This is a genomic window from Pseudanabaena sp. UWO310 (genome assembly GCF_006861605.1).
Classification (GTDB): domain Bacteria; phylum Cyanobacteriota; class Cyanobacteriia; order Pseudanabaenales; family Pseudanabaenaceae; genus Pseudanabaena.
This window is the reverse complement of record NZ_SELU01000012.1, coordinates 21,246-45,775: the sequence shown is the minus strand read 5'-3', so window position 1 is coordinate 45,775 and position 24,530 is coordinate 21,246. Positions and strand designations below refer to the sequence as shown.

The 24,530-nt window shown below is 43.5% G+C and carries 16 protein-coding genes; all 16 read left to right on the top strand.

Annotated features, from left to right (window positions below; all coding sequences use genetic code 11):
• Nucleotides 1-68: 68 nt before the first annotated feature.
• The 16 genes from PseudUWO310_RS05835 (at nucleotide 69) to PseudUWO310_RS05765 (ending at nucleotide 24,529) form a co-directional block, all read left to right on the top strand.
• Nucleotides 69-1,391 carry a phage tail sheath family protein gene (locus PseudUWO310_RS05835; RefSeq protein WP_142599810.1) on the top strand — a complete coding sequence of 441 codons (1,323 nt, stop codon included), beginning with the start codon at nucleotides 69-71 and terminating at the stop codon, nucleotides 1,389-1,391.
• Between the two features lie 82 nt (nucleotides 1,392-1,473).
• The gene (locus tag PseudUWO310_RS05830; RefSeq protein WP_142599809.1) at nucleotides 1,474-2,658 is read left to right on the top strand and encodes a phage tail sheath family protein; all 1,185 of its coding nucleotides are present in this window, start codon (nucleotides 1,474-1,476) and stop codon (nucleotides 2,656-2,658) included.
• Nucleotides 2,659-2,748: 90 nt separating this feature from the next.
• A complete protein-coding gene (locus tag PseudUWO310_RS05825) occupies nucleotides 2,749-3,189 on the top strand; it encodes a phage tail protein (RefSeq protein ID WP_142599808.1) in 441 nt (146 codons plus the stop codon).
• An 11-nt stretch (nucleotides 3,190-3,200) separates the two neighbouring features.
• A complete protein-coding gene (locus PseudUWO310_RS05820; protein WP_142599807.1) occupies nucleotides 3,201-3,563 on the top strand; it encodes a phage tail assembly protein in 363 nt (120 codons plus the stop codon).
• Nucleotides 3,560-3,736, top strand: a complete 177-nt coding sequence (locus tag PseudUWO310_RS23880) for a DUF6760 family protein (protein ID WP_411729016.1) — start codon at nucleotides 3,560-3,562, stop codon at nucleotides 3,734-3,736. Before PseudUWO310_RS05820 ends, PseudUWO310_RS23880 begins: the two co-directional genes overlap by 4 nt.
• A gap of 78 nt (nucleotides 3,737-3,814) precedes the next feature.
• Nucleotides 3,815-4,273 (top strand): phage tail protein, encoded by a 459-nt coding sequence (locus PseudUWO310_RS05815; RefSeq protein ID WP_142599806.1) that lies wholly within the window; start codon nucleotides 3,815-3,817, stop codon nucleotides 4,271-4,273.
• 96 nt (nucleotides 4,274-4,369) lie between these two features.
• Entirely contained in the window at nucleotides 4,370-7,411 is a 3,042-nt protein-coding gene (locus tag PseudUWO310_RS05810; protein WP_142599805.1) for a hypothetical protein, read from the top strand.
• Nucleotides 7,402-8,049, top strand: a complete 648-nt coding sequence (locus PseudUWO310_RS05805) for a LysM peptidoglycan-binding domain-containing protein (protein ID WP_009625246.1) — start codon at nucleotides 7,402-7,404, stop codon at nucleotides 8,047-8,049. Before PseudUWO310_RS05810 ends, PseudUWO310_RS05805 begins: the two co-directional genes overlap by 10 nt.
• A gap of 58 nt (nucleotides 8,050-8,107) precedes the next feature.
• The gene (locus PseudUWO310_RS05800; protein ID WP_142599804.1) at nucleotides 8,108-9,175 is read left to right on the top strand and encodes a phage late control D family protein; all 1,068 of its coding nucleotides are present in this window, start codon (nucleotides 8,108-8,110) and stop codon (nucleotides 9,173-9,175) included.
• Entirely contained in the window at nucleotides 9,172-9,879 is a 708-nt protein-coding gene (locus tag PseudUWO310_RS05795; protein ID WP_142599803.1) for a phage baseplate assembly protein V, read from the top strand. Before PseudUWO310_RS05800 ends, PseudUWO310_RS05795 begins: the two co-directional genes overlap by 4 nt.
• Entirely contained in the window at nucleotides 9,879-10,265 is a 387-nt protein-coding gene (locus PseudUWO310_RS05790) for a GPW/gp25 family protein (protein WP_009625249.1), read from the top strand. Before PseudUWO310_RS05795 ends, PseudUWO310_RS05790 begins: the two co-directional genes overlap by 1 nt.
• A gap of 48 nt (nucleotides 10,266-10,313) precedes the next feature.
• Nucleotides 10,314-13,913, top strand: a complete 3,600-nt coding sequence (locus PseudUWO310_RS05785) for a putative baseplate assembly protein (protein WP_142599802.1) — start codon at nucleotides 10,314-10,316, stop codon at nucleotides 13,911-13,913.
• 3 nt (nucleotides 13,914-13,916) lie between these two features.
• Nucleotides 13,917-14,903, top strand: a complete 987-nt coding sequence (locus PseudUWO310_RS05780) for a baseplate protein J (RefSeq protein ID WP_142599801.1) — start codon at nucleotides 13,917-13,919, stop codon at nucleotides 14,901-14,903.
• Nucleotides 14,885-16,771: a phage tail protein gene (locus PseudUWO310_RS05775; protein ID WP_142599800.1), complete on the top strand. Its 1,887-nt coding sequence runs from the start codon at nucleotides 14,885-14,887 to the stop codon at nucleotides 16,769-16,771. Before PseudUWO310_RS05780 ends, PseudUWO310_RS05775 begins: the two co-directional genes overlap by 19 nt.
• A gap of 69 nt (nucleotides 16,772-16,840) precedes the next feature.
• A complete protein-coding gene (locus tag PseudUWO310_RS05770; protein ID WP_142599799.1) occupies nucleotides 16,841-17,269 on the top strand; it encodes a hypothetical protein in 429 nt (142 codons plus the stop codon).
• 111 nt (nucleotides 17,270-17,380) lie between these two features.
• Nucleotides 17,381-24,529, top strand: a complete 7,149-nt coding sequence (locus PseudUWO310_RS05765; RefSeq protein WP_142599798.1) for a DUF4157 domain-containing protein — start codon at nucleotides 17,381-17,383, stop codon at nucleotides 24,527-24,529.
• The last annotated feature ends 1 nt before the right edge of the window (nucleotide 24,530 follow it).

Sequence of the window (24,530 nt, the reverse complement as noted above, 5' to 3'; positions counted from 1 at the left end):
GTTGCGCGATCGTTGATTTAGTTTATGTAATCAATCATTACCAATTGCAGGTAAAGGACTAAATAAGAATGCCTACCTATTTATCACCTGGTGTCTACGTTGAAGAAGTTGCTTCTGGACTGGCTCCGATTACAGGAGTTGGGACAAGCACCGCTGGATTTATTGGAATTATTTCCCTTGCAGTTCCAGCCCCTATTTCATCGACTAAAACAAAGCCGAAAAAAGATGCGGATGCCGAAGATCCTGCCTCTGCATCATCAACTGCACCATCAACGGTTGAAACCAGTACTCTTGCCAAAAAAGGCGATTTTATTATTGGAGACGATCAGTATTCGGTCGTATCGCAAGATCAGAAGAAAGCTGAGGATGCACTGGCAACTACAAAATCTGTCAAGGTGGGGGAAGTCCAGCTTTGCACTAATTTTAGTGAATTCAAGAAATATTTTGGAGATTTCTCCACTGACTCTGGTCATAATACCCTAGCCCATGCGGTTTATGGCTTTTTTAGAAACGGTGGAACACGCTGTTTTGTCACTTGGGTTAAAGCCGAAAAAGATATTGATTTGGCTCTAGAAAAATTTGAAGCGATTGATGAGATTGCGATCGTAGCCGCTCCAGGGGTAACCGCAAAATCGACCCTTGCCAAGATTGATATTCACTGTCGTCTATTAGGCGATCGCTTTGCTATTTTGGACACAGAGGAAGAAATTGCCCTAGACCAACTCCAACCTGGAGGTGCGAAAATCCTAGGAAACTCGGACTACGCCGCCGTATATTTCCCTTGGATTCAAGTCTTCGATCCCATCAGTAATGCCCCCAAATTTATGCCTCCTAGTGGTTATATCGCTGGGATTTATGCCCGTGTCGATAATCAACGCGGAGTCCACAAAGCCCCAGCCAATGAGCCTATTTTGGGTGCAACGGGCTTGAAGCAAGAAATTAGTAAAATCAAACAAGAACCCCTCAACGAAGTGGGGATTAATTGCATTCGCAATCTTAACGGAAACATCCGTGTTTGGGGAGCAAGAACCCTAGGGGCTGGGAAAGATAATCCCGACTTCAAATACGTCAATATTCGACGACAGTTCAACTATATCCGTGAGTCGATTGATGAAGGGACACAGTGGACAGTCTTTGAACCCAATACCCCCGAACTGTGGGCGAGAATTCGCCGTAATATTTCGGCATTTCTCACCAATGAATGGCGTAAAGGAGCTTTATTTGGCACAACTGCCCAAGAGGCATTTTTTGTTAAATGTGATGCGGAAACCAATCCCATTGATGTACGGAAGTTGGGACAGGTAGTAACAGAAATTGGCGTTTCTGTCATTGAACCTGCGGAATTTGTGATTTTCCGTATTACCCAAATTGTGACCGAAGAAAAAGCTTAAGCCTAAGCAAAACACCTAAGCAAACCAAGCAAGCAAAACACCTAAGCAAAACGCCCATAACTACCACGGGAAAGATTGTCGAGTGAGTCCCTTTAATTCGCCTTATCTAACAGCACCAGGGGTCATCCTTCAGGATATTGCCTTAATTCCGAGAGATGACTTAATGACTGGTGTTCCAGTATTTTTAGGTGTCACGGACGCTCAAAGCAATCATCCAAGCAATCAACTGCTGGAATTTCCTGCAATCCCCCAAATGCTCACTCTCTGGCCGCAATTCTTACAGCTATTTGGAAGATATCCAGTGAGTGATTATTTGACCCATGCGGTCAGGGGCTTTTTTGAAAATGGTGGACGCTTATGTTATGTCCTGCTTTTACCGAATGCTTCCCCAAACGCTACTGCTTTCTCCTTAACAATGGATACCCTCGGTCAGGGCTTACAAACCATTGAAACTCTGAATACGATTGATCTCGTTTGCGTGCCTGATATCATGCAATTGACTTCAAGCCGTGAGATCGCGCAGTTACAAGCCTTAGTGCTCGAACACTGCGATCGCATGAGCGATCGCTTTGCGATCCTAGACAGCCTTAACACCGCTAATCTGGAAGAGATCAATCAACAGCGACAACAGCTCATTGGCAATAACGGCGCAATTTACGGGTCTTGGATTATGGTTGAAACAGTTTCCTATCCTATTCCACCCTGTGGACATATCGCTGGGATTTATGCCCAAAACGATCGCGAAAGTGGAGTGCATCGTGCCCCAGCCAACTATGTCCTCAAGGGTGTTCTAGACATTAGTCTTGCCTTATCAGCTTCAGATTGGCAAAGCCTTAATATGGAACATGGTGCTGGAGTGAATTGGATTCATAGTTTTAAGAGTCGCGGCATTCGGGTTTGGGGAGCGAGAACTGTCAGTCAGATTTCTGGCTGGCAATATGTGAATGTTCGTCGCTTAATCATTACCGTTTTGCGATGGGCTGAACATAATCTGATGGGAATTGGTTTTGAACCCAATGACACAACATTATGGACGCGAATTGCAAGGGAACTCACCGTTTACTGTGAATCACTTTGGCAAAAAGGCGCACTTCAAGGTCAAGAACCAGAAGAAGCCTTCTATGTCAAATGCGACGAAGAAACAAACCCTTTAGAGGTTCGCAATGCAGGGCAAGTGGTGGCTGAAGTGGGGCTATCGCCCACAACACCCTCAGAGTTTATTGTTATTTCCCTAGTTCATGGAAGTAGCGGTATCACCTTTGCCTAGCCTTTGTCTAGTCTCTATCTAGCCTTGATCTAGTCTTGATCTAGAATGTTATTAATTATTCACTTGTTTTACTAAGGGAGAATAGATTCCATGCCGAATATTAAAGATACCCACGATCCTTATAACAGTTATAATTTTTGGGTGGAATGGGATGGCATCGTCCATGCTGGATTTCGTGAGTGCAGTGGTTTAACGGGAACTCGCGCTGCTAGTACCTATCGTGAAGGAACCGATAAAAACTTGGCTCAACGTCAACTACCAGGATTGAATAGCTTCGGCAACATCAGCTTGAAACGGGGCTTCACAGATAATGATGAGCTGTGGAAGTGGCATCGGAAACTCCTTGATGGTGAAACAGAGAGAAAAAATGTTTCGATTATTTTGGCCAATGATAAAGGCGAGGAAAAAATTCGTTGGAATTTGGAGAAATGCTGGCCCACTAATTGGAATGGTCCTGAATTTAATGCGACTGGTAGTGAAGTGGCGATCGAGTCATTAGAGCTAGTTCATGAAGGCGTGACTGTTGGTTAATGAAATAAAAAATGTATCAAACTGAATTTCCATTTACTTTGCCGCATGGCTATATTGACGCTGAAGGATGCTTGCATCGAGAGGGGGTCATGCGACTCTCCAGAGCCACAGATGAAATTACGCCACTCCGCGATCCTAGAGTACAGAAAAATTCAGGGTATCTAGTGATTATTCTGTTAGCAAGGGTAATCACTAGATTAGGTACGATCGATCAACTCAACACTAAAATTATCGAGGAGTTGTTCTCAGGTGACCTAGCCTATCTTCAAGACTTTTACCAACGAATCAATCGAAGCGGTCATACGCGCTTTCGAGTGGCCTGTCCCCATTGCAATGGTGAATTTGAGGTGGAAACTGCCCCCGTGGGGGAGTGACATGCTACCCCCACAAGCGTTTGCTAGAGGAGGTAGCATATCTTTCCTATCATTTTCATTGGTCTTACGACAACGTTCTCAACATGGAGCATTGGGAGCGACAACAATGGGTTTCTCAAGTTGCACAGATTAATCAACAGATTAACCAGCAATCGCATCAAGGTCGCCCATGAATTTGAGGTTGCTTTTTGAGATTGCTTTTTGAGATTGCAGATTGTTTTTTACTTACTGTTTGTATATTGGGTTAGATAATGGGAAACTCTCAAAAAAAAGGAGGAAAAGAAAAACCTCGCGATCCTTATATGGCTTTCAACTTTGCGGTTGAAATTGAAGGCTTAACAGTTGGTGGGTTCTCTGAGGTGATTGGCTTAAGTGGTAAGTTGGAGCTTGAGTCCTATGTCGAAGGTGGAGTCAATCATCACATTCACCGCTTTCCTAAGCAAATGGATTATCCGAATTTAGTGTTAGTTCGAGGTTTGACGGAAAGAGACGATCTTTGGAAATGGTATGAGGATGTAACGAGAGGGAAAATTCGTTTGCAAAATGGCACGATTATCTTAAAAGATAGTCAGCAATCAAAAGTGATGGCTTGGAATTTCAAAAAAGCCTATCCCATAGCATGGGAAGGACCACAACTAAATGCCACAAATGCGACCGAAGTGGCTTTTGAGCGGATGGAATTAGTCCATCGAGGTATTTATAAAGCTTAGAATTTTAGAGTTTTAATTTTGTTGTGTGTTTTCTTGACATTACTTGATATCACTTGGCATCAATCAATATATGCAATATATGAATTTTGAAAATGTATGAATTTTGATCCTCGGCTTGTACAACGTTTGACTCGACCCTTAAAACATCCTGGTGTAACTAATCATCGGATGGCTGAGGGTTTGCTTGAACGTTTTCAAGCTTTAGCAAATCGTTTGCCATTATTGGATCGTCAAATGAGCCGCTGGTCAACGGTTGTGGAATTGGATGCCGAACAAGTGCCCATTGTTTATGCTCAAAGTTTTGAAGTTGATCGGGAAGTAGAGGATCTACAGGAGACTTTAGGAGGAAAAAAACAAGAGGTGCGATCGCCTGCTCAAAAAAATGTAAAAAATGCCGATTTGCCCAAGCAAATCTCATCAAGTACAATCGACGCAGGGGAAGCGGCTGGATTTGTCCCTGCGATCGCATCATCAGCACCCGAATTATCCTCAGAATTATCTTTTGTGCAGCTTCCACAAAACTCAGATGCTCAATCAACAATGGAGCGAGGTTTGCCCATACCTTCAGAACCCTCCTTACCAAAAGTATCTAGTTTGCCTACAGATTTGCCTACAAATTTGCCTACAGATATTTCTACTGAAGCAATACCAACCGCGCCAAAGATTCCGAGCATTCCTATCGTACAGGTCGTTTCTAATGCGCTGCCCGAAATCGCTCAAGACTCAATCCAAGCCCCAATTCAAGCTTTAGTTCAACCCTCTATTCAAGACTCTATTCAAGACTCAGTTCAAGCTTTAGTTCAGCCCTCTATTCAACCCTTGGGTATTCAAACTGTCAGTGAGAATGTTATTCAAGCTCGTTATGATCCCTCTCCAAGTATCAGCCACGCAACAGAAGACAGCACAGATACGATAGGATTAGCGATCGCTAATCCTATCACTACGTCAATCGCTACTAAGGTTGATGCCGCATCAGACGCAGGGATCATAGTTCAGCAGGAGATCTCATCAAGCCCAATCGACGCAGGGGAAACATCTGTAACTCTAATTCCCGCGATCGCGGAGATCGCGCCTGCCATGATTGGTGTTGTGGATATGCCAATAATTCCAGCACTACGGGAATCTGAGTCAGTAACAAGTAAGATAAGTTCAGAATCAGAAAGCCCAAAAGATTTCACTACAACTAAAACAACTAAGTCGCAGTCAACTAAAAGCCAGAGGCGATCGCTTGACTCGAACAGTTTAAAAAATGTAGTTACCGCGATCGCTACTGGGAGTAATTCTGCATTAGATGCAAGTCTCGTAATGCAGGAAATCTCATCAAATGCGACTAAAGCGATCGCGGAGACTACACCAATCACAATCAATGCGGTAAGTGAACCTGTAATTCAAGCTAAGGAGGATTTGAGGGCAAAGGCAAGATCCCCAATTGTTCCCTTATCAAAGCCAATTGCCGAACCAATTGCAGAGTCAATTTCAGGGCTAATTTCAGGGCTAACTCCAGAGCCAATTAGTTTTAATTCAGCGATCGCACCTTCAGGACAAGAACCATCCCAAGAATTATCCTTGGTACAGTTTCCCCAAAACTCAGATTCTACGTTGATGGGGCAAAGGTTACCTATAGCCTCGGAACCCTTACCAAAAACATCTAGTTTGCCTACAGATTTATCTACAGAAGCCCCACCAACCCAACAGACGTTAATCCCGATTCCCGATCTTCCCCAGATCCCGATCGTTACGATATCAAATCCGCCTCCTACGTTATCATCAGAGCCTTTGCGATTTCCTGCAAACATAGACTTAGATATAAACTCAGAGCGATCGGAGCAACAAATATCATCCTCACAAGTCCAACAAATCAATACTGCTAATACTGAGCCTGTAGATCATCCTCCAACAATTGTGCAGGTAGCCTCTGAAGCCCCACCTGAAACTTTTCAACCCTTGGTTATGCAACCTGTCAGTGAGGATGTTATTCAGGCTCGTTATGATAGCGCAGCTCCCAGTATCATCAATGCTCAACCTTTGTTAGCCAGTTTGCCTGAAGTCGCAGAAATTCCATGGACATCCCCAGACGATTCCCAGAATTCAATGCCCATAGTTAACGCTGCCCCCATTGTCCCATCACTACCGTCAATAGTCCCAAGCATTACAGGTTCTACCTTTGAGCCTTCAACTCTCTTTAAGGTTAACAAGATTGATACGCAGACTACTCAAAATTCACCCGATGCTCTAGTTCCTAGAATTATGCAGGAGCCAAGCTTTTTTGAACAAACAAACGCAGAATTATCTACAGTTCATCCTAGTTTTACAACTCAAAATGGAGACAATTCCACGATTGAAAATGCTACACTGACCTCTCCACAAACAGACTATTCATCTCAAGATAGCTTGGATAGCTTGATATTTACAGCATCAAATCCCACTCCAGTGAATGCAAATCAAGCGAATGAAGCAAATAAAATAGTTACTATCTCCATTAATCCCAATACCCCAAAATCCCCTGATGCAAAACCAAGCAACGATCCTCAAAAGCAACCAAACTCTCCTACTCTGAAAACTCAAATAGTTAGAGAAAAAGTTTCTACTTCTAATTTTGCATTATCTTTAGCAAGGGAGAATAATCAGATTTCTCCGCCCATTGTGACTTCTACTACTAACAATTTTGTTGCGCCATCTTCCGTCGCATCCTCTACCCAATCCCCTACTTTCCCAACAGTTCAAGCAATAGTAGAAATCTCTGAACAAGCCTTTGAACCTCTACTTTTATCCCGTCATAACATTTCTAGTTCAGCATCAGAAATGATAGGAAATTATTCAAATCAGAGTGCCCCTAATGCAAGGGCGATCGCTAACTCTAGTAATAGATCTACTTACCCTACTTCAAACTCGTCAACCCAGAATAATCCATCTACACAATTACCCCCAGTACAGTCCACCGCTACCACCAATAACTTTAATCCAGATTCCCCCACCCTGATAAGACCTCAAAATATCCCAGAATTAAAGGAAGCAAACAGCGCAAACACAATTAACATGGATGTAAACATGGATTTATTAGTAGCACAAGTAGAACGAAAAATAATCAAGCGCCTCATTGTTGAAGGTGAACGAAGAGGAAAACGAAAATGGCTCTAGAGAAATTAAAAATTAAGGCTGAAAGAGATCAAGAGGGTGATTTCGCTGAGGAAATCGAAGTGCTTTTTAATCCCAACCAGCTCCAAATTGACAAAACAGGTTGGCGATTAGGTGATGGCTATCCTGTTGCTGCTAATGAACTAGCAACTTTAACCATTAATCTATTTTTTGATACGACTCTAAGCGGATCACCTCCAGAAAACGTCCAAAAGCATACGAAAAAGATCTTCAATTTAACCCATCCTAAAATTGGTACAGATACAAAACGTCCCCCTCGTTGTAAATTGATTTGGGGGAAAATTGGTGGCAATGACAGTGTCTTATTGCCCGATGGCTTTTTAGAAAGAGTGAGTAAAACCTTAACTCATTTTCTAGAAGACGGAACCCCAGTCAGGGCTACCTTAAATTGTACTTTTCGAGAATGGGCAGATTTAGAAAAACGGAGAAAGGAAGCCAATCTAATTGACGACCCCGTCCGCATTGTCCGCCGAGGTGAAACATTAAGCAGTATTGCCAATGAAGAATATGGCGATCCTGCATTATGGCGCATTATTGCCAATGAAAATAACCTCATAAATCCCCGTTCCTTACCTCCAGGAATGGTCTTAACTATTCCACCATTGAGGATTTCCTACTAAAAGTTTACCTATCAAAACCATAAAAAATTAACCAATATTAACCAATAATCAATAATCAATGTCTGAATATTCTGGTGTTAAAACGCTATCTCCCAATGTCGAAGTCCTAATTCAAGGACAAAAATTATCGACGAAATCCGATGCCGATCTGCTGGAAGTAACAGTATTTGAAGATATTGATGCTCCTAGCATGTTCACCTTGGAGTTTCTAAGCTGGGATCTAGCCAAAAGTAAGTTTACATGGATTGATGACAGCTTATTTGATATTGGGAATGAAGTTGAAATAAAAATGGGTTATCAAAATACACTTAAAACTGTTATTTTTGGTGAAATTACAGGATTAGAGCCAGAATTTAGTCAAGGAGCTACTCCTAGACTAGTAGTACGAGGACATGATCTAAGACATCGACTTTTGCGCGGCTCAAAGACTAAATCATTTACCAAAATGAAAGATAGCGATATTTTCAGTGATATTGCCAGAGCGAGAAATTTAACCCCCAAAGCTAAAGATAGTGAAGTTAAGCATGATTATGTTTTGCAACATAATCAAACGGATTGGGATTTTTTAAAAAGTCGAGCAGAACGGATTGGTTATGAAATAGTCATTGAGAAAAAAAATATTTCTTTCCAACCTCCTCAGATTGATAGTCAAAAAGTATTAACCCTAAAATTCAAAGAGGGTTTAAGTGAGTTTTTCCCTCGTTTGAGTACGATGAATCAAGTTGAAAAGGTAGAGGTGCGGGGGTGGCTACCAGATGATAAAAAGGAGACTTTAGGGAAAGCCGCCGCAGGAAAAGAGGGCAGTAAAATGTCTGGTAAAAAAACGGGACCACAAGTGGTCGATAGTTTTGGCTCTTCGACTGCTACGATTGTGCATCAACCGATTAAAACCAAAGCAGAAGCAGATCAAATTGCTCTAGGACAGTTTAAAGATATGGCTCTTGCCTATATCACCGCTGAAGGAACCTGTGCAGGCAATCCTACTTTACAAATTGCCAAAGTCATCGATATTCAAGAGGTAGGCAAACGGTTTAGTGGACTCTACTATGTGACTTCAACGGAGCACCACTATAGCCATAAATCAGGTTATCAAACATCATTTACCGCAAGGAGAACCGCATCATGATGGGATTGGATTTATTGATTCCTGACGATCGCACGGCACGATTTTATGGTGTTACGATCGCTGTAGTTACAAATATTAAAGATGATGATGGGCTAGGTCGGGTAAAGGTTAAATTTCCTTGGTTGACAGATGATGATGAAAGTCCTTGGGCAAGGGTGATGACACCGATGGCAGGGGATGATCGGGGCTTTTATTTTTTACCTGAAGTAGATGATGAAGTGCTAGTTGCCTTTGAACATGGGGATATGGCTTTTCCCTATATTTTAGGAAGCTTATGGAATGGCAAGGATAAACCGCCCGAAAAGAATGATGATGGTAAAAATAATAAGCGTTTCATTAAATCGCGCAGTGGTCATATGATTATTTTTGATGACACTAAGGATAAAGAAAAATTCATTATTCAGGATAAAAGTGGCAAGAATAAAATTACGATTGATTGCGAAGAGGACTCAATGCAGATTGAAGTTGAAAAAGACTTAATTATTAAGGCTAAGGGCAAAATTTCTATTAAAAGTAGTGACGATGATATAGTACTAGAATGTAAAAATTTAGAGCTTAAAACCGAACAGGATGTCAAGATTAATGCTGGTTCTAATTGTAATATTCAAGCAAAGATGAAGGGAGAATTTAGTTCCAAATCTGGGCTTGAATTGAACTGTTCGGCAGGGGTAAAGGTAAATAACGGGGCGTTGGAGGTGATGTAATGGATATTGATTTTTTAGGGGTTGGTTGGTCATTGCCAATCCAACTAGATCAAACACAGCAGATCCAGACGGCAAAATATGAAGCGGCGGTGCGCCAATCTATTTGGGCTATTCTCAGTACTGCGCGAGGAGAAAGGCTAATGCGTCCTGATTTTGGCTGTCGAATTCACGATCATATTTTTGCGCCGAATACGGCTGGAACGGTAGGGCAAATTATTAGTGATGTGAGAGCCGCCTTAATTGAATGGGAACCTCGTATTGATGTCTTAGATATTGAGTTATTACCGCAATTTACTCACCCGAACTTGTTACAAATTTCGATTAATTATCAAGTCCGAACGACGACAAACGAGTTCAACCTTGTCTATCCCTTTTATCTCCAGTAATTTATCTCCAGTAATTTATCTCCAGTAATTTATCTCCAGTAGAAAGATATGTCCTTGGAACCGCCGAAGCTAGATCAACGCAGTTATGAAGATATTGTTCAGCATAGTGTAAAGCTGGCGGAATCCTATACGGATTGGCGATCGCCCGAGTCTAAATCTCCCCCATCTGTCGATGTGGGGCTGGCATTGGTACGCATTTTCGGTCACATGATGACGGTGGTACAAGATCGCCTCAATCAGGTTCCCAGCCGCAATCAGCTCGCGTTTATGAATCTGATTGGTACGGAGTTGATTCCACCACAGCCATCACGGGTTCCAGTCACGTTCAATTTGGCGGCAGGCAGTCCTGTGGAAGCCTTAGTGCCAAAGCAAACGAGAATTGCGGCTCCACCACAGGAAGGGGATGACGAAGAAATTGTGTTTGAGACAGAGCGGGAGTTACTGGTCACTGACACCCAGCTCAATGCAATTTTTGTAATTGAAGATCGTGATTACTATAGCGATCGCCATAGCGCAGCAGTGGTTGATGCTGTCCATGAGCCATTCCATGTGTTCCATGGTGATACGACCGTCGAACATTACCTTTATTTACATGGCAAGGATCTGTTTGATTTGCCAAAACTGGAGACAATCACGGTAACCTTTGAGACGGACTCTCCAGAGAGTGCCGAACAGCTAGCATTTCGGTTACGCGATTGGATGATGTGGGATGGAAAGTTTTGGCAGCCTTTGACGGCTGTTGAATGTGAATCAGCGCGATCGCAGGTGCAAGTCACGCTTTCGCAATTACCGAAGCTGAAAGAGGTTGAGGTGAATGGTCTTGCCGCCAAATGGCTAAGGGTGAGTTTAGACCCTCATAATCGGCAAAATTTGCCCGAACTGGTTTCCAGCCTGATCACCACCCATATCGATCGCCCAGCTCTCCCCGAAGAGTGCTTTTTTAATACGATTAGGCTGGATCTGAGTAAGGATTTTTATCCCTTCGGAACAACACCACAATATAACGACACGTTTCTGATGGCGTTAGATCCGCATCTGATCCAACCCAGTATGGCGATCGAAATACAGGCGCAATTAAGCCAAGTACCCCGTTATACCGATGATTTGGAATTACTGTGGGAAGTGGGCTGTGGACAGCAATGGCAAACCATCGAAAGTACCGAGGATGTCGAAAAATTTCGATGGCAATCGGATTCTGCTCCTTTGCGTTTAGTAGAGGAAAGTGTGACAGGGATATTTCAGTTTCCTGCCACCTTGCCACCATTGCCGCTGGGGGAGAAAAACTACTGGCTGAGGGCGCGGATTGTGCAGGGGCTATACGGGAGCCGAGGGCGTACCCGTCAGTATGTGATGTATAACGATGTGACCATGCTCTCGACCGCGATCGCCATTGGTCAAACTGAAATTGTGGTCGATAACATTGAGGCTTTGGCTGTCGAGGATACGATCCGCATCCAGTCAGGACTAGACCCGACCCGCCAAGAGGAGGCTAAAATTGTCGCCGTTCGTCCTGCGACATCCGTTGTCGTTCTAAACCGAGCCACCCGTAATGCTTATACTGCTGGCAGTCGTATTCTCAGCAAATTTGCCATCACCGACCAAACATCGGATATATTTGCGCCCCCGATTTTGCAATCAATCACTCTGACCTATCGCTTTTTTCTTGAAAGAAAAGCCACGATAAAGTCGTACAACGATTTTATTTTTGCGGATAGTGATGCCCTAGAGCTATTTCTCCATCGTTCTATATGCGCTGGTGAACGGATCGTCGAGTTAAACGATGTCAGTGCGTTGGCGGTTGGGGAAATTATTAAGTTTACGGGGCAGACGGTCGAGCTGGGGCAGATTGAACTGATCGATCGCGATCGCCAACGGGTAATTTTAGTTAAACCCTTAGATTACGACCATCTCAATGCGACAAGGGTATGGCGATCGTTCCATCCGCTTACGCCCCAAATCCATCGCGATTCTTCTCTTTATCTTGGGTTTAACCGTCCTTTTCCCAATCGCGCCAATACGCTTTATCTGCAAATCCAAGCGCCCCAACCTGAAGATGTTGCTCCAGGGGTAAATCAGATGGCTCATCTTAGTCACGCCCAGCGCTTAGTATGGGAATATCCCAGCCCAAAGGGATGGCTCCCCTTGACCGTAGTGGATGAAACCCAAGGATTTTTAGAAAAGGGGTTGATCCAGTTTGTGGGCCCGACCGATTGGATTACTTCGCCCCATTTTGGACAGCAATGCTATTGGTTACGGGTACGCCAACAGCCGTTGGATTGGCAATCCTTGCCTATGGTTTTGTTTTATCTTTGGAAATGGGCGATCACCTTTGAGCTATACAATCTCTACAGCATGATGCGTTACTTTGCGCGTCTGGTGGCTCGATCGGTAGATTTGCCCGTGCCACCACGACTCTGTGCGGTACGAACGAATACGACTTGGGCAAATCAATCCATCACTCTGAATGGAGAAGTGCTGGGATCGAGCAACCATGAACCGAATCAAGTACTAAAGGCGAGTCAGTTTCCGATTTTATGGGGCGAATCCTTAGCGATTGAAGAGGGGCGCTTGCCATCGGAGTCCGACCAACAATATTTACGCCAGCACTTTGGCGATGAGGCGATCGCTGCCCACTACGATGAAACAGGTCGTCTGGAAACTGTTTGGGTGCGTTGGCAAGAAGTCCCAGATTTTCACAGCTCTATGCCCCACGATCGCCACTATGTGATTGATCGCCAACTGGGACAAATTCGCTTTGGAGATGGGCAAGCAGGAAAAATCCCCCCCCGTGGGCGCAATAATATTCGCCTAAATACCTACTGCACGGGTGGCGGCATACGCGGTAATCAAGCCGCTCAAAGCATTACGGAACTGAAGACAACGATTCCCTATATTGCCCAAGCGATCAACTGGGAATCAGCCCAAGGCGGCAATAATCAAGAATCCCTAGAGCGGTTGAAGGAGCGATCGCCCAAACATCTCCGTCATGGCGATCGAGCTGTGACCGCCCAAGACTTTGCCGATCTCACCTATGAAGCCTCCATTGATATCGCCCGTGTGCAAGTGATCACCCCTGACATGATGGCTCCCGACTTTAGTCCCCTCCTTGAAGAACTCTGGATCGACCCTCACCCCGACCCCAATCATCAGGCGATCGCTGGCAACGAGATCGATGTCTTCAAAAATGAACTTCGCGCTGGCTGGGTGCAAGTAATCGTTGTTCCCCATAGCCCCGACCACCAACCCACCCCCAATCTAGCTCTCCTAAACCGTGTTACCCAATTCCTCAAAGCTCGCTATGTTCCCACTCTGCAACTCCGCGTTTCGGGACCTAAATGGCAGGAAATCCGCGTTAACACCGAAATCGTTCCTCAGAGCGTCGCTAATGCGGGAACCGTGAAAGCCGATGTACTGAAAGCACTCCAACAATTTTTTCATCCCTTAACAGGAGGACAGCAGGGCAGTGGTTGGCAATTTGGTCGTCGTCCTCACCATTCCGATGTCTACGCCGTCCTCGAAGCTGTCCCGGGAGTGCGCTATGTTCATGCCCTCGATATCCAACCCGCTAATGTAATCATTGACCAGCAAACCTTGATCTATTCGGGAACCCACCAAATTGAGCTAAAACTACCTGAAATTAGTACCTAAGCTATGCCTATCCCTCTCTCAAATCTAGACGATCGCACCTACGCTGACCTTGTGGAAGAGGCGATCGGGCGCATCCCCCTCGAAGCTCCCGAATGGACAGATTACAATCCTGCCGATACAGGTATTGTGCTCATTGAATTACTGGCTTGGTTGACCGAGATGGTTTTGTACCGTCTCAACCAAATTCCCTACTCCAACCAAGCCATCTTTCTTTCCCTACTCAAGGGACAACCTTGGACAATCCCGACTGGACTCTCCACCACTGACCAAGCTAACCGACTCCAAAGCGAAATCCAAAAGACCCTTGCCCAACTGCGCCAACCCTACCGCGCCGTCACTGCGACCGATTTTACACAACTCATTTTCCACGACTGGCTACAAACTAAAACTGCCCCAAGGGAATTTGGGGCAAATGCTGAAATTGCCCGTGTCCATTGTCTTCCTGAGAGAGATTTAGATAATGCTGACATTGATCGGGTTGTCGAAGCTCACATCAGCCTTGTCGTTCTACCGCGCCATCCCCAAGAGGATACCACTCTACTAAGGCACACCCTCAAACGCTTCCTAAATCAACGCCGCTTGATTACCACCCATCTCCATGTCGTTGAGCCTCATTACGTTAATGTTACGCTGTCCGCGACTCTCTATCTAGAAGACAGTGCCAACTTCAGGGTAGTCCTAAATCAAACGGAACAAAGGATTCAACATTTCTTTGCCCCCCTTGATTCCCATGAATTTTGGGATGGGCAAGGTTACCCCTTCGGCAATGATATATACCTTTCAGAACTGTATCAACTCCTCGATGGGTTGGCTGGGGTTGACTATGTGGAAGCCATAGAACTGGATGGGGTGGAAAGCGATCGCCAAAAATTCAACGAGCAAAATCAACTAATTGGGCTAGCAATTCGCGAACACGAATTAGTGAAGATCAAGATTGGCAAAATTCAAACCTTGCAACGCTTCGGAACAACATGGAAACCAAACATCTAAGCAGTTATTTAGAATACCTCCCCGCCTATCTGCAAAGCGATCCATTTTTGGGTCGATTTCTGCTTGCCTTTGAGCAGGGCTTGAGTGGAATTCCCGCCCTTGAACCAGTTCCCTTTCGCCCCCATATTCTGACTCCAGACTCAGAATCCCCTGTGGGGCTCGAAACTATTATTTCCCAAATTCATACCTATCTCGATCCTCAACAAACCCCTGCTGACTTTTTGCCTTGGTTAGCAGGGTGGGTAGCCCTGAGTTTGCGGGAAGATTGGGATGAGGCGGTAAAACGGCAGTTTATCAGCCAGATCGTGCCACTGTATCGCCTGCGGGGGACTATTCCCGGCCTCAAAAAAATGCTCACGATCTACCTTGAAAATTCGGGTTTGAGCTATCCCGAACGGACTATTTCCGTCTTTGAGTTTGCCGATCGCCCCCATTATTTTCAAGTGCAATTAGCCCTGCCCAGCAATCAGGTGATTCAGCCCGATCGCTACTGGCGAGAATGCCGCGCAGCTCAAGCCATCATCAACGAAGAGAAACCCGCCCATACCTTCTATGCTCTCCGAATTTTAACGCTGACGATGCAACTGACCCAAACTTGGGGTTGTTGTTATCCTTTTGCGATGTTTGAAGCACCCTTAGGGCAGAGGGTACAGGTGGAAGTGTCTGTTGAACTTGATCCAACAATGTTTGAACCAGCATTAGCAGAGCAGATTTTAATCCGCATTCAGGGCAAAACAGAAGTATTAGAGCCGAACGGCAGTCAAATGGGACCAGTGGTCAGGCAGACCGTCTTCTATGAAAAGATGTTGGCGAATCCCAATGGTTATTTTGTGGCTTTGGCAAATCTGAGCGATCGCCGTCTCAGCGGCACTATGACCGTCCAACTCAACTTCACCCTAAACCATCAACATGTTTCTGTCGTCCTCTTGACTGCTCCCTTTCGTCTAGAACCAAACCTCAGAATTTATCGACCTTGGCGACCAGTCGAGGAGATGTCTGGTACTAGCCGCCTCACCGATGATCCTCAGACTACTCTAAGACTACAGAGTGCTTCTCCCCCTCGCCTCCATCAAGCTCAAACCCATTACATCGACGGGAATACACACCTTAGAACCCGCCGAGATCAGACTATGCGCCTTGTCCATGATGCGCGGCTTCGCATCTATAAACCCAGAACCCGCTGGGATCAGATGCAGGGCAGTACGCGCCTTGGCTCCAGCCCAGATCAAACTATGCAATTGCCCCGTGACCCAGAGAACTTGACGCTTCAGGTGTATACCCGTCGCGCCGAGTATAAAATCGGCAATACGCTTCTAGGTTCAGCGATCGGCGATACCTTACGCATTGTTCCCAATTCCCAATGGCTGGAACGAATTTATCGATTTCATCTCTTTGATCCGCCCGATAAACGTCGGATCGAAATTGAAGCTTTGATCGAGCCCCAATCTATCAGCCCAGAGGAATTACCAAAAATCAGTCATCTTTTAGTAGTCCGAATGCAGTCCCAAACGGCTCCTTTCCCACCCTATACTCCTGAATTGGAATTTGTAGATCAGGGCATTCGGGTTACTCACCATATGCCCTATGAGCGATTTCTTAAGAATATTCAGGGATTTTATATAGTTATTCAGAATCTCAATAATCGGACTGTGACGGGGACAGTGACAATTAGGATTAATTTTAATCTCAATCAGCGACCTACTTCTTTGGTTGTGTTGGTGGAGAATTTTGAACTCAGCCCAAGGGTTAACGCTCTGGAAATTTGTCATCAGAATACCGATGGCACAATGGGTGGAAACACTATTCTCGGTCGAGTCACTCCCGCGATGCTCCGAGCGAATATACAGGAAGATGATTGGATTGATTAAATTGATTAAATTGATTAATTTGAATCCCCGAAAGAGATAGGTTTGCTAAAGATTTGAGGTTCCACAGTGATGGCTGATTTTATTTTAACCATGGGTGATTTAGCAATGTTTAATCCTGCCTTTGGGGCAGCGATCGTCACGGTGATTCCAGGAAATTTAACGGGAACAGGCAAAATGATGATTAATAAAAAAATGGTTTGTATTGATGGAGATGAAAAAACAGTTATGGTTCCTGGTTGTCCCTATATCACCGCATCGCACCCCATTCCTGGAGTCGGGATGCTCAGTATTGCTTCCCTCGCCCCGAACCAAAAAGCTCTCCGCACCAAATCAAATAATAAGCCAGTTTTGCTGAAGGGTGGAACTTTTAATGCTAAGTTTCAAGTGCTTGTGCCAGCTCAACAGCCGACACCTGCGGGACCAGTTCCTGATGCTACGCCGCAATATTCGGGTACTGGCACTTTTATGACTACAAATATGCGAGTTAAAGGTACATAAATCGCAGATAATGAGTGCAACATCATAGTTCTATATCATAGTTCTATTTAAGCAATTTATGGGTTGATTTGATGTTGACCAAAACTTCAGAAAGTTAAGGATGAAATAATCATGGGCAATTCGCGACAAGGTCAACATCAAACAGTAAAAGCAGCTTCTTCAACAAATACAGCTAGTAAGCAAGAGTCTGCTCTGCTGCGTGAAGAGCCGCAGGAACTTTTGACTAATCAGGCTTTGGGACGCGTTTTGCAAGCTCAGAGAAAATTGCCACAGGTATCCCCTCTGCCAATAGATAGGCTCCAGAGGCAAAGTCTACGTTCATCTGGCTTTCGCGGTTTATCACAGGAGTTGGCACAGGGAAGATCACAGGGAGGATCACAGGGGCTAGTAGTACAACCCAAGTTGAAGCTGACTAAGGCAGGCGATCGCCATGAACGAGAAGCGGATCTAGTAGCAGCTCAGGTCGTCAAGCGCATCAACACAGATCCTATCCGCAAAACTGAGGCAACAAAGGGCGATCGCATTATGCCCAAAGCTGCTGCTCCGACATCTGCACCCACTGGTACAGCCGTAACTCCCCAGTTTGAAACCACGCTTCAGCAGCAAAGGGGGCAGGGGCAAGCAATTCCAGAGGATGTGCGCGAACCCCTTGAGGAAGCCTTTAATGCCGATTTCAGACATGTGCGCGTCCATACCAATGAACAATCCCATCAGTTAAACCACTCAATTCAGGCGATCGCTTTTACCACAGGAACCGACATCTTTTTTAAGCAGGGTGCATACCAGCCCCGCAGCCGTCAAGGGCAAGAACTCCTCGCCCATGAATTGACCCATGTGGTTCAACAAAATTCTCAAAAAACTGCCATTCAACGGAAAGGAGCGGGGAAAATCCAGTTTAGTAATGAGCCGTTTCCAGAAATTGCGATTTTTGTTCAAGACGTTACTCAAGAGATTCAATCCTTTTCAGATACATGGCTTAACTCTCCTCCATCAGAAATCGAAATATTTCCTTGGTTTAAGATCGTCAACCCAACTATCAAGATGGAGCAAACAACAGATAATTGCAGTCTCGATATTCAAGGGAGGGCAGAACTGAATTTTGGCTCTGATTTGGGTAATATTCAGCCCAAGGGAAGCTTCAAGATCAATTACCAAAGCCAATCTAAGAAATGGGATTACAAGAGCGAAAATATTGATTTAGATGTCACGCTTGCCGAAATCTTCCAGTTCAAGGCAGATGATCTTCAATATAGTCGCGCTGATAAAGCGCTCAATATTAAACAAGCAAATCTTCTTATTCCCCAATTGAGTAATGCCAATGCCACAGTTGAGAAAGCAAGAATTGATAGCAATGGACTTGATTGGGACAAGGTTAATCTTAGTGCTGAACATATTGCCCTTGGTAGTTATGTAAATATCAACAAACCTAAAGCAGTCATCAATGGAGCCAAGGATAAATATAGCTCCATGTTCACAGGAGACTTTAAAGTCAATCTTGGGAAAAGCGATATCGTCAATGTAAATGGAGAGGGCACTCTCACCGTCACCTATAAAGATGGCAAATGGGGTAGTACTCAGAAAGATGTAAAGCTAAATGGCGCGATCGCCAACACGCTAAACTTCAGCGCCAGTGATATTCAATACGACCACGAGAATACCAAGGTGTCAATTGGCAAAGCTGACATCACAATCCCTGAACTTTACAATGCCAATGCCACAGTTGAGAAGGCAAGAATTGATGGTAATGGACTTGATTGGGATAACGTAACCCTTAATGCCACAGATATTCCTTTAGGACAATATGCCAACATCAATGCAGTTTCCGCAACCATTGGTGGAGCATCTCAGGAATACGCATCCGAGTTTAAGGGTAATTTTGGCGCAAACCTAGGAACAGATAACCTAGTCGAAGTTAAAGCTCAGGGTCAACTTACCGTCAAGTATAAAAAAGGTCAGTGGAGTTGTCCTGACAATACAGTCAGTCTTGGAGGAACTATAGCAAAAGTTCTAAACTTCGATGCAAGCAATATCCAGTATCATCATGCCGATAAAAAGGTCACTATCGGTCAAGCATCTCTCATCATTCCGCAGTTGAGTAACGCTACTGCCACAGTTGAAAAGGCAAGAATTGATAGCAATGGACTTGATTGGGACAAAGTTAATCTTAGTGCTGAACATATTGCCCTTGGTAGTTATGTAAATATCGACAAACCTAAAGCCGTCATCAATGGAGCCAAGGACAAATATAACTCCATGTTCACAGGAGACTTTAAAGTCAATCTTGGGAAAAGCGATATCGTCAATGTAAATGGAGAGGGCACTCTCACCGTCACCTATAAAGATGGCAAATGGGGTAGTACTCAAAAAGATGTAAAGCTAAATGGCGCGATCGCCAATATCCTCAACTTTGACGCAAATAACATTAAGTACGACTATGAAAATACTAAGATATCTATTGGTGAAGCTAGTATCACTATTCCAAAACTTGATAAAGCAAAAGCCACAGTCGAAAATGCAAGAATTGATAATAAGGGACTTGATTGGGACAAAGTAACTCTTGATGTTCCTAAACTCAAACTAGGCGAATATGCTTCTATCTCGAATGTTAAAACCAAAATTGCAGGAGCAACTGACAAATACAACTCAAGATTTGATGGAGATTTTGGAGTAAATCTTGGCTCCTCTGAACTAGTCAAGGTAGAAGGGAAAGGTCATCTCACACTCACTTATCAAGATGGAAATTGGGGCTGTGAGCATAAAGATGTGACCATAAATGGGGCGATCGCTAATATCCTTGATTTCAATGCCAGCAATATTCAATATGACCATAACAACACTAAGGTATCAATCGGTCAAGCTAGTATCACTATTCCGAAACTTAATAAGGCAAAAGCCACAGTCGAAAATGCAAGAATTGATAGTAATGGACTTGACTGGGATAAAGTCACCCTCAGCACAACCCAAATTGCTCTCGGTAGCTATGTCAACATCAGCAAACCCGAAGCAGTTATCAGTGGCGCAAAAGATAAATATAACTCCAAGTTCACAGGCGACTTTAGCGTTAACCTTGGACAAAGTGACATTGTCAAAGTCAACGGCAGTGGCAAGCTCACTGTCCTGTATCAAGATGGCAAATGGGGTAGCACACAGCAAGATGTAAAACTAAATGGTGCGATCGCTAATATCCTTGATTTCAATGCCAGCAATATTCAATACGACCATAACAACACTAAGGTATCTATTGGTGAAGCTAGTATCACTATTCCGAAACTTGATAAGGCAAAAGCCACAGTCGAGAATGCAAGAATTGATAGTAAGGGACTTGATTGGGACAAAGTAACTCTTGATGTTCCTAAACTCAAACTAGGCGAATATGCTTCTATCTCGAATGTTAAAACCAAGATTGCAGGAGCAACTGACAAATACAACTCAAGATTTGATGGAGATTTTGGAGTAAATCTTGACTCCTCTGAGCTAGTCAAGGTAGAAGGGAAAGGTCATCTCACACTCACTTATCAAGATGGAAATTGGGGCTGTGAGCATAAAGATGTAGGCATAAATGGTGCGATCGCTAATATCCTTGATTTCAATGCCAGCAATATTCAATATGACCATAACAATACTAAGGTATCTATTGGTGAAGCTAGTATCACTATTCCGAAACTTAATAAGGCAAAAGCCACAGTCGAGAATGCAAGAATTGATAGTAATGGACTTGATTGGGACAAAGTAACTCTTGATGTTCCTAAACTCAAACTAGGCGAATATGCTTCTATCTCGAATGTTAAAACTAAGATTGCAGGAGTAGCTGACAAATACAACTCAAGATTTGATGGAGATTTTGGAGTAAATCTTGGCTCCTCTGAACTAGTCAAGGTAGAAGGGAAAGGTCATCTCACACTCACTTATCAAGATGGAAATTGGGGCAGTGAGCATAAAGATGTAGGCATAAATGGGGCGATCGCTAATATCCTTGATTTCAATGCCAGCAATATTCAATATGACCATAACAATACTAAGGTATCTATTGGTGAAGCTAGTATAACTATTCCGAAACTTAATAAGGCAAAAGCCACAGTCGAAAATGCAAGAATTGATAATAAGGGACTTGATTGGGACAAAGTAACTCTTGATGTTCCTAAACTCAAACTAGGCGAATATGCTTCTATCTCGAATGTTAAAACTAAGATTGCAGGAGCAACTGACAAATACAACTCAAGATTTGATGGGGATTTTGGAGTAAATCTTGGCTCCTCTGAACTAGTCAAGGTAGAAGGGAAAGGTCATCTCACACTCACTTATCAAGATGGAAATTGGGGCAGTGAGCATAAAGATGTGACCATAAATGGGGCGATCGCTAATATCCTTGATTTCAATGCCAGAGATATTCAATACGACCATGAAAATACTAAAGTATCAATCGGTCAAGCTAGTGTCGTTGTTCCCAAACTAAATGATGCCACTGCCACAGTTGAAAAAGCAAGAATTGATAGTAATGGACTTGATTGGGACAAAGTTAATCTTAGTGCTGAACATATTGCCCTTGGCAGTTATGTAAATATCGACAAACCTAAAGCAGTCATCAGTGGTGCAAAGGACAAATATAGCTCCATGTTCACAGGAGACTTTAAAGTCAATCTTGGGAAAAGCGATATCATCAATGTAAATGGAGAGGGCACTCTCACCGTCACCTATAAAGATGGCAAATGGGGTAGCACACAGAAAGGTGTCAAACTTAATGGCGCGATCGCTAATATCCTTGATTTCAATGCCAGTGATATTCAATACGACCACGAAAATACCAGAGTATCCATCGGTCAAGCTGGCATCACAATCCCTGAACTTTATAATGCAACCGCCACTGTCGAGAATGCAAGAATCGACAGTCAAGGATTAGATTGGGATAAAGTTAAACTCAGTGTCACCGATATTGCTTTAGGACAATATGCCAAAATCAATGCAGTTTCTGCAACTATTGGTGGAGCAAAACAGGATTACGCATCTGAGTTTAGTGGCGCTTTGGGCGTAAATCTTGGAACATCCAACCTAGCTGAAGTTAATGCTGAGGGGCAACTCACTATCAAAAACGTGAAGGGTCAGTGGAGTTGTCCCAATAATAGTGTCAGTCTTAAAGGAACTATAGCTGACGTTCTAAAATTTGAAGCAAGCAAGATTCAATATCACCATGCCGATAAAAAGGTGACTATCGGTCAAGCCAGCATCACCATTCAACAGCTAAACGACACTAAAGCCAGCATTGATAATGCAAGAATTGATAGCAATGGACTTGATTGGGACACGATCAAAGCTCAAACGGGCGATATTTCTCTAGGAACAGTTTTATCAATTAAGAAACCTGCTCTCATTGTTGAAGGAGCTACGAGCAGATATAGCACGACAGTAAGTGGTGGTGTGGGATTGAATTTTGGTAAATATCTAACTGCTGAAGGTAGCGGAAAGATTAAACTCGATCGCAGTCAGGGTAGTGGCAAGGGCAAAATTCAAGTTGAAGAAGCAAAGCTTGCAGCTAAAGGAGATATTACTTTTCCTGGGGATTTCTTCTCTTGGCCAAATATTAGTTTCGACTATCCCATTGTGCCGGGGGTAGAAGCTGGGCTTGAACTCGGCATAAAAGGAGGCATTGGCGCTAGTTTACAGGGCACGATCGCTAAGCAAGCGGCGCAGGATTGGGATTTAGGTGTCAACCCAGAGATCCATGGCTTTTTAGGAGTTGATTTAAAAGCAAAGGTGGGTGTAGGAAGCGCGTACATTGCTGCAATTCAAGCATTTGTTTCTGGTGGCTGTGATGCTGCTTTTAATGGTGGATTAGAACTTAATGGCTCATTAAAATATGACGAGGAAACCAAGAAAGTTGACGCAACTAAATTAACATCAAAATACTATGCAAATGCTGAGTTTAAAGCATCGCTTTCCGCAGGAGTCCAAGCTCAAGCCCTCTACTTCTTCAGCAAAGATTTATACCGAATCAGGGCAAAGTGTAGCTTGGGTGCGGGCAAATTAGAAGGGAAGCTAGTGTTTGACGAAAATGGTGGATTTCGTATAGAACCACCCAAGTTTAGCGGTGTAATTGGAGGAACATTTGATAAGACTTCTATCAAATTAGAAGAACAATCCTATGAATTAATTAAGGATGCAGACGCTGACGCAATTTTAAAGGATGCCGCACAAAAGATTGCTGGTAGTGGAAAAAAACGCGAGGAAATTATTAATGCAGTTAAAGCTGGGTATATCAGATCACTCGATGAAGCCAAGCAAGTGATTAATAAAGAAACTGAAAAGAGCGAAAAATACATTAAAAACCTCGAAAAGATAAGCATAAAAATAGCTCGTTACAATGAATTGATTAAGCTTGCTAAGGATCTTGAGCAAGAAGAAGATTCTGTAAATAGTCAAGAAACAGACTTAAATAACGAATTAGAGAATGAAGAGACGAAGTTGGATGGGCAATTGGAAACTGAAGTTGAAACTTTAGTAAATGAAGACAAAACTCATAAAGAAAAGTCAGAGCATAAACGTGGATTTTTTAGTGGGTTAAAAAGTGCTGCTCAGGCAGTGAGAGAAGGTAAAGAGACCTTAAAAAATAAATTGATCCCTAATGTAGTACGCGACAAATATCATGAGATTGATGATAAGTATGAGAAGAAAAAACTCAAAGTCAAAGAAGCTATTAATACCAAGCGAGATTCAATGAGAATAAAGTATGATGCCTTTAAGAATGAAAAGAAAGAGTCTTTTGCTTCTCTAAAAAATGAGGCGAGAGAACATTTTCCTAAGATTGCAGATAAGGCATCAACAATAAAATCTAACGCATCAGCTTTGACTAAGAAAGCATCTAGTTTGAAAGCTGAGATAAAGGAAAGTATCAAAGAAAAAACTTTGATTAAATTGACAGAGCTTGGCATCAAAGATTCACAAAGCTTTGTAAAACGTATTGGGCAATTAACAGAGTTGCAAATCAAATATTCTAAAAAACATGAGATGCACTCCAATTTTCTTAAGAGCGCTATAGAGGCTAAGATTAAGGCGGAAAAAGTCTTGAAGGATGTAGAAGCAGCGATCGCTAATCCTCAACAGCTAGAGGAAGGCACAAGCATGAGCAAGCTTACAGAGATGACTGAGCAAGAAAAAGCATTTATGAATGCTAAAAACGAATTACATAAAGAAGAAGTTAAACTTGAGGATGATCTCATGAAGCAAATTGATGATATTGAAAAAGAGGTAGCTGCGGCTTTAGGCTAGT

Coding starts and splice junctions, on each gene's coding strand:
- PseudUWO310_RS05765 (WP_142599798.1), top strand. CDS start 17,381: ATGGGCAATTCGCGACAAGGTCAACATCAAACAGTAAAAGCAGCTTCT.
- PseudUWO310_RS05825 (WP_142599808.1), top strand. CDS start 2,749: ATGCCGAATATTAAAGATACCCACGATCCTTATAACAGTTATAATTTT.
- PseudUWO310_RS05775 (WP_142599800.1), top strand. CDS start 14,885: ATGGAAACCAAACATCTAAGCAGTTATTTAGAATACCTCCCCGCCTAT.
- PseudUWO310_RS05805 (WP_009625246.1), top strand. CDS start 7,402: ATGGCTCTAGAGAAATTAAAAATTAAGGCTGAAAGAGATCAAGAGGGT.
- PseudUWO310_RS05835 (WP_142599810.1), top strand. CDS start 69: ATGCCTACCTATTTATCACCTGGTGTCTACGTTGAAGAAGTTGCTTCT.
- PseudUWO310_RS05820 (WP_142599807.1), top strand. CDS start 3,201: ATGTATCAAACTGAATTTCCATTTACTTTGCCGCATGGCTATATTGAC.
- PseudUWO310_RS05770 (WP_142599799.1), top strand. CDS start 16,841: ATGGCTGATTTTATTTTAACCATGGGTGATTTAGCAATGTTTAATCCT.
- PseudUWO310_RS05815 (WP_142599806.1), top strand. CDS start 3,815: ATGGGAAACTCTCAAAAAAAAGGAGGAAAAGAAAAACCTCGCGATCCT.
- PseudUWO310_RS05785 (WP_142599802.1), top strand. CDS start 10,314: ATGTCCTTGGAACCGCCGAAGCTAGATCAACGCAGTTATGAAGATATT.
- PseudUWO310_RS05800 (WP_142599804.1), top strand. CDS start 8,108: ATGTCTGAATATTCTGGTGTTAAAACGCTATCTCCCAATGTCGAAGTC.
- PseudUWO310_RS05780 (WP_142599801.1), top strand. CDS start 13,917: ATGCCTATCCCTCTCTCAAATCTAGACGATCGCACCTACGCTGACCTT.
- PseudUWO310_RS05795 (WP_142599803.1), top strand. CDS start 9,172: ATGATGGGATTGGATTTATTGATTCCTGACGATCGCACGGCACGATTT.
- PseudUWO310_RS05810 (WP_142599805.1), top strand. CDS start 4,370: ATGAATTTTGATCCTCGGCTTGTACAACGTTTGACTCGACCCTTAAAA.
- PseudUWO310_RS05790 (WP_009625249.1), top strand. CDS start 9,879: ATGGATATTGATTTTTTAGGGGTTGGTTGGTCATTGCCAATCCAACTA.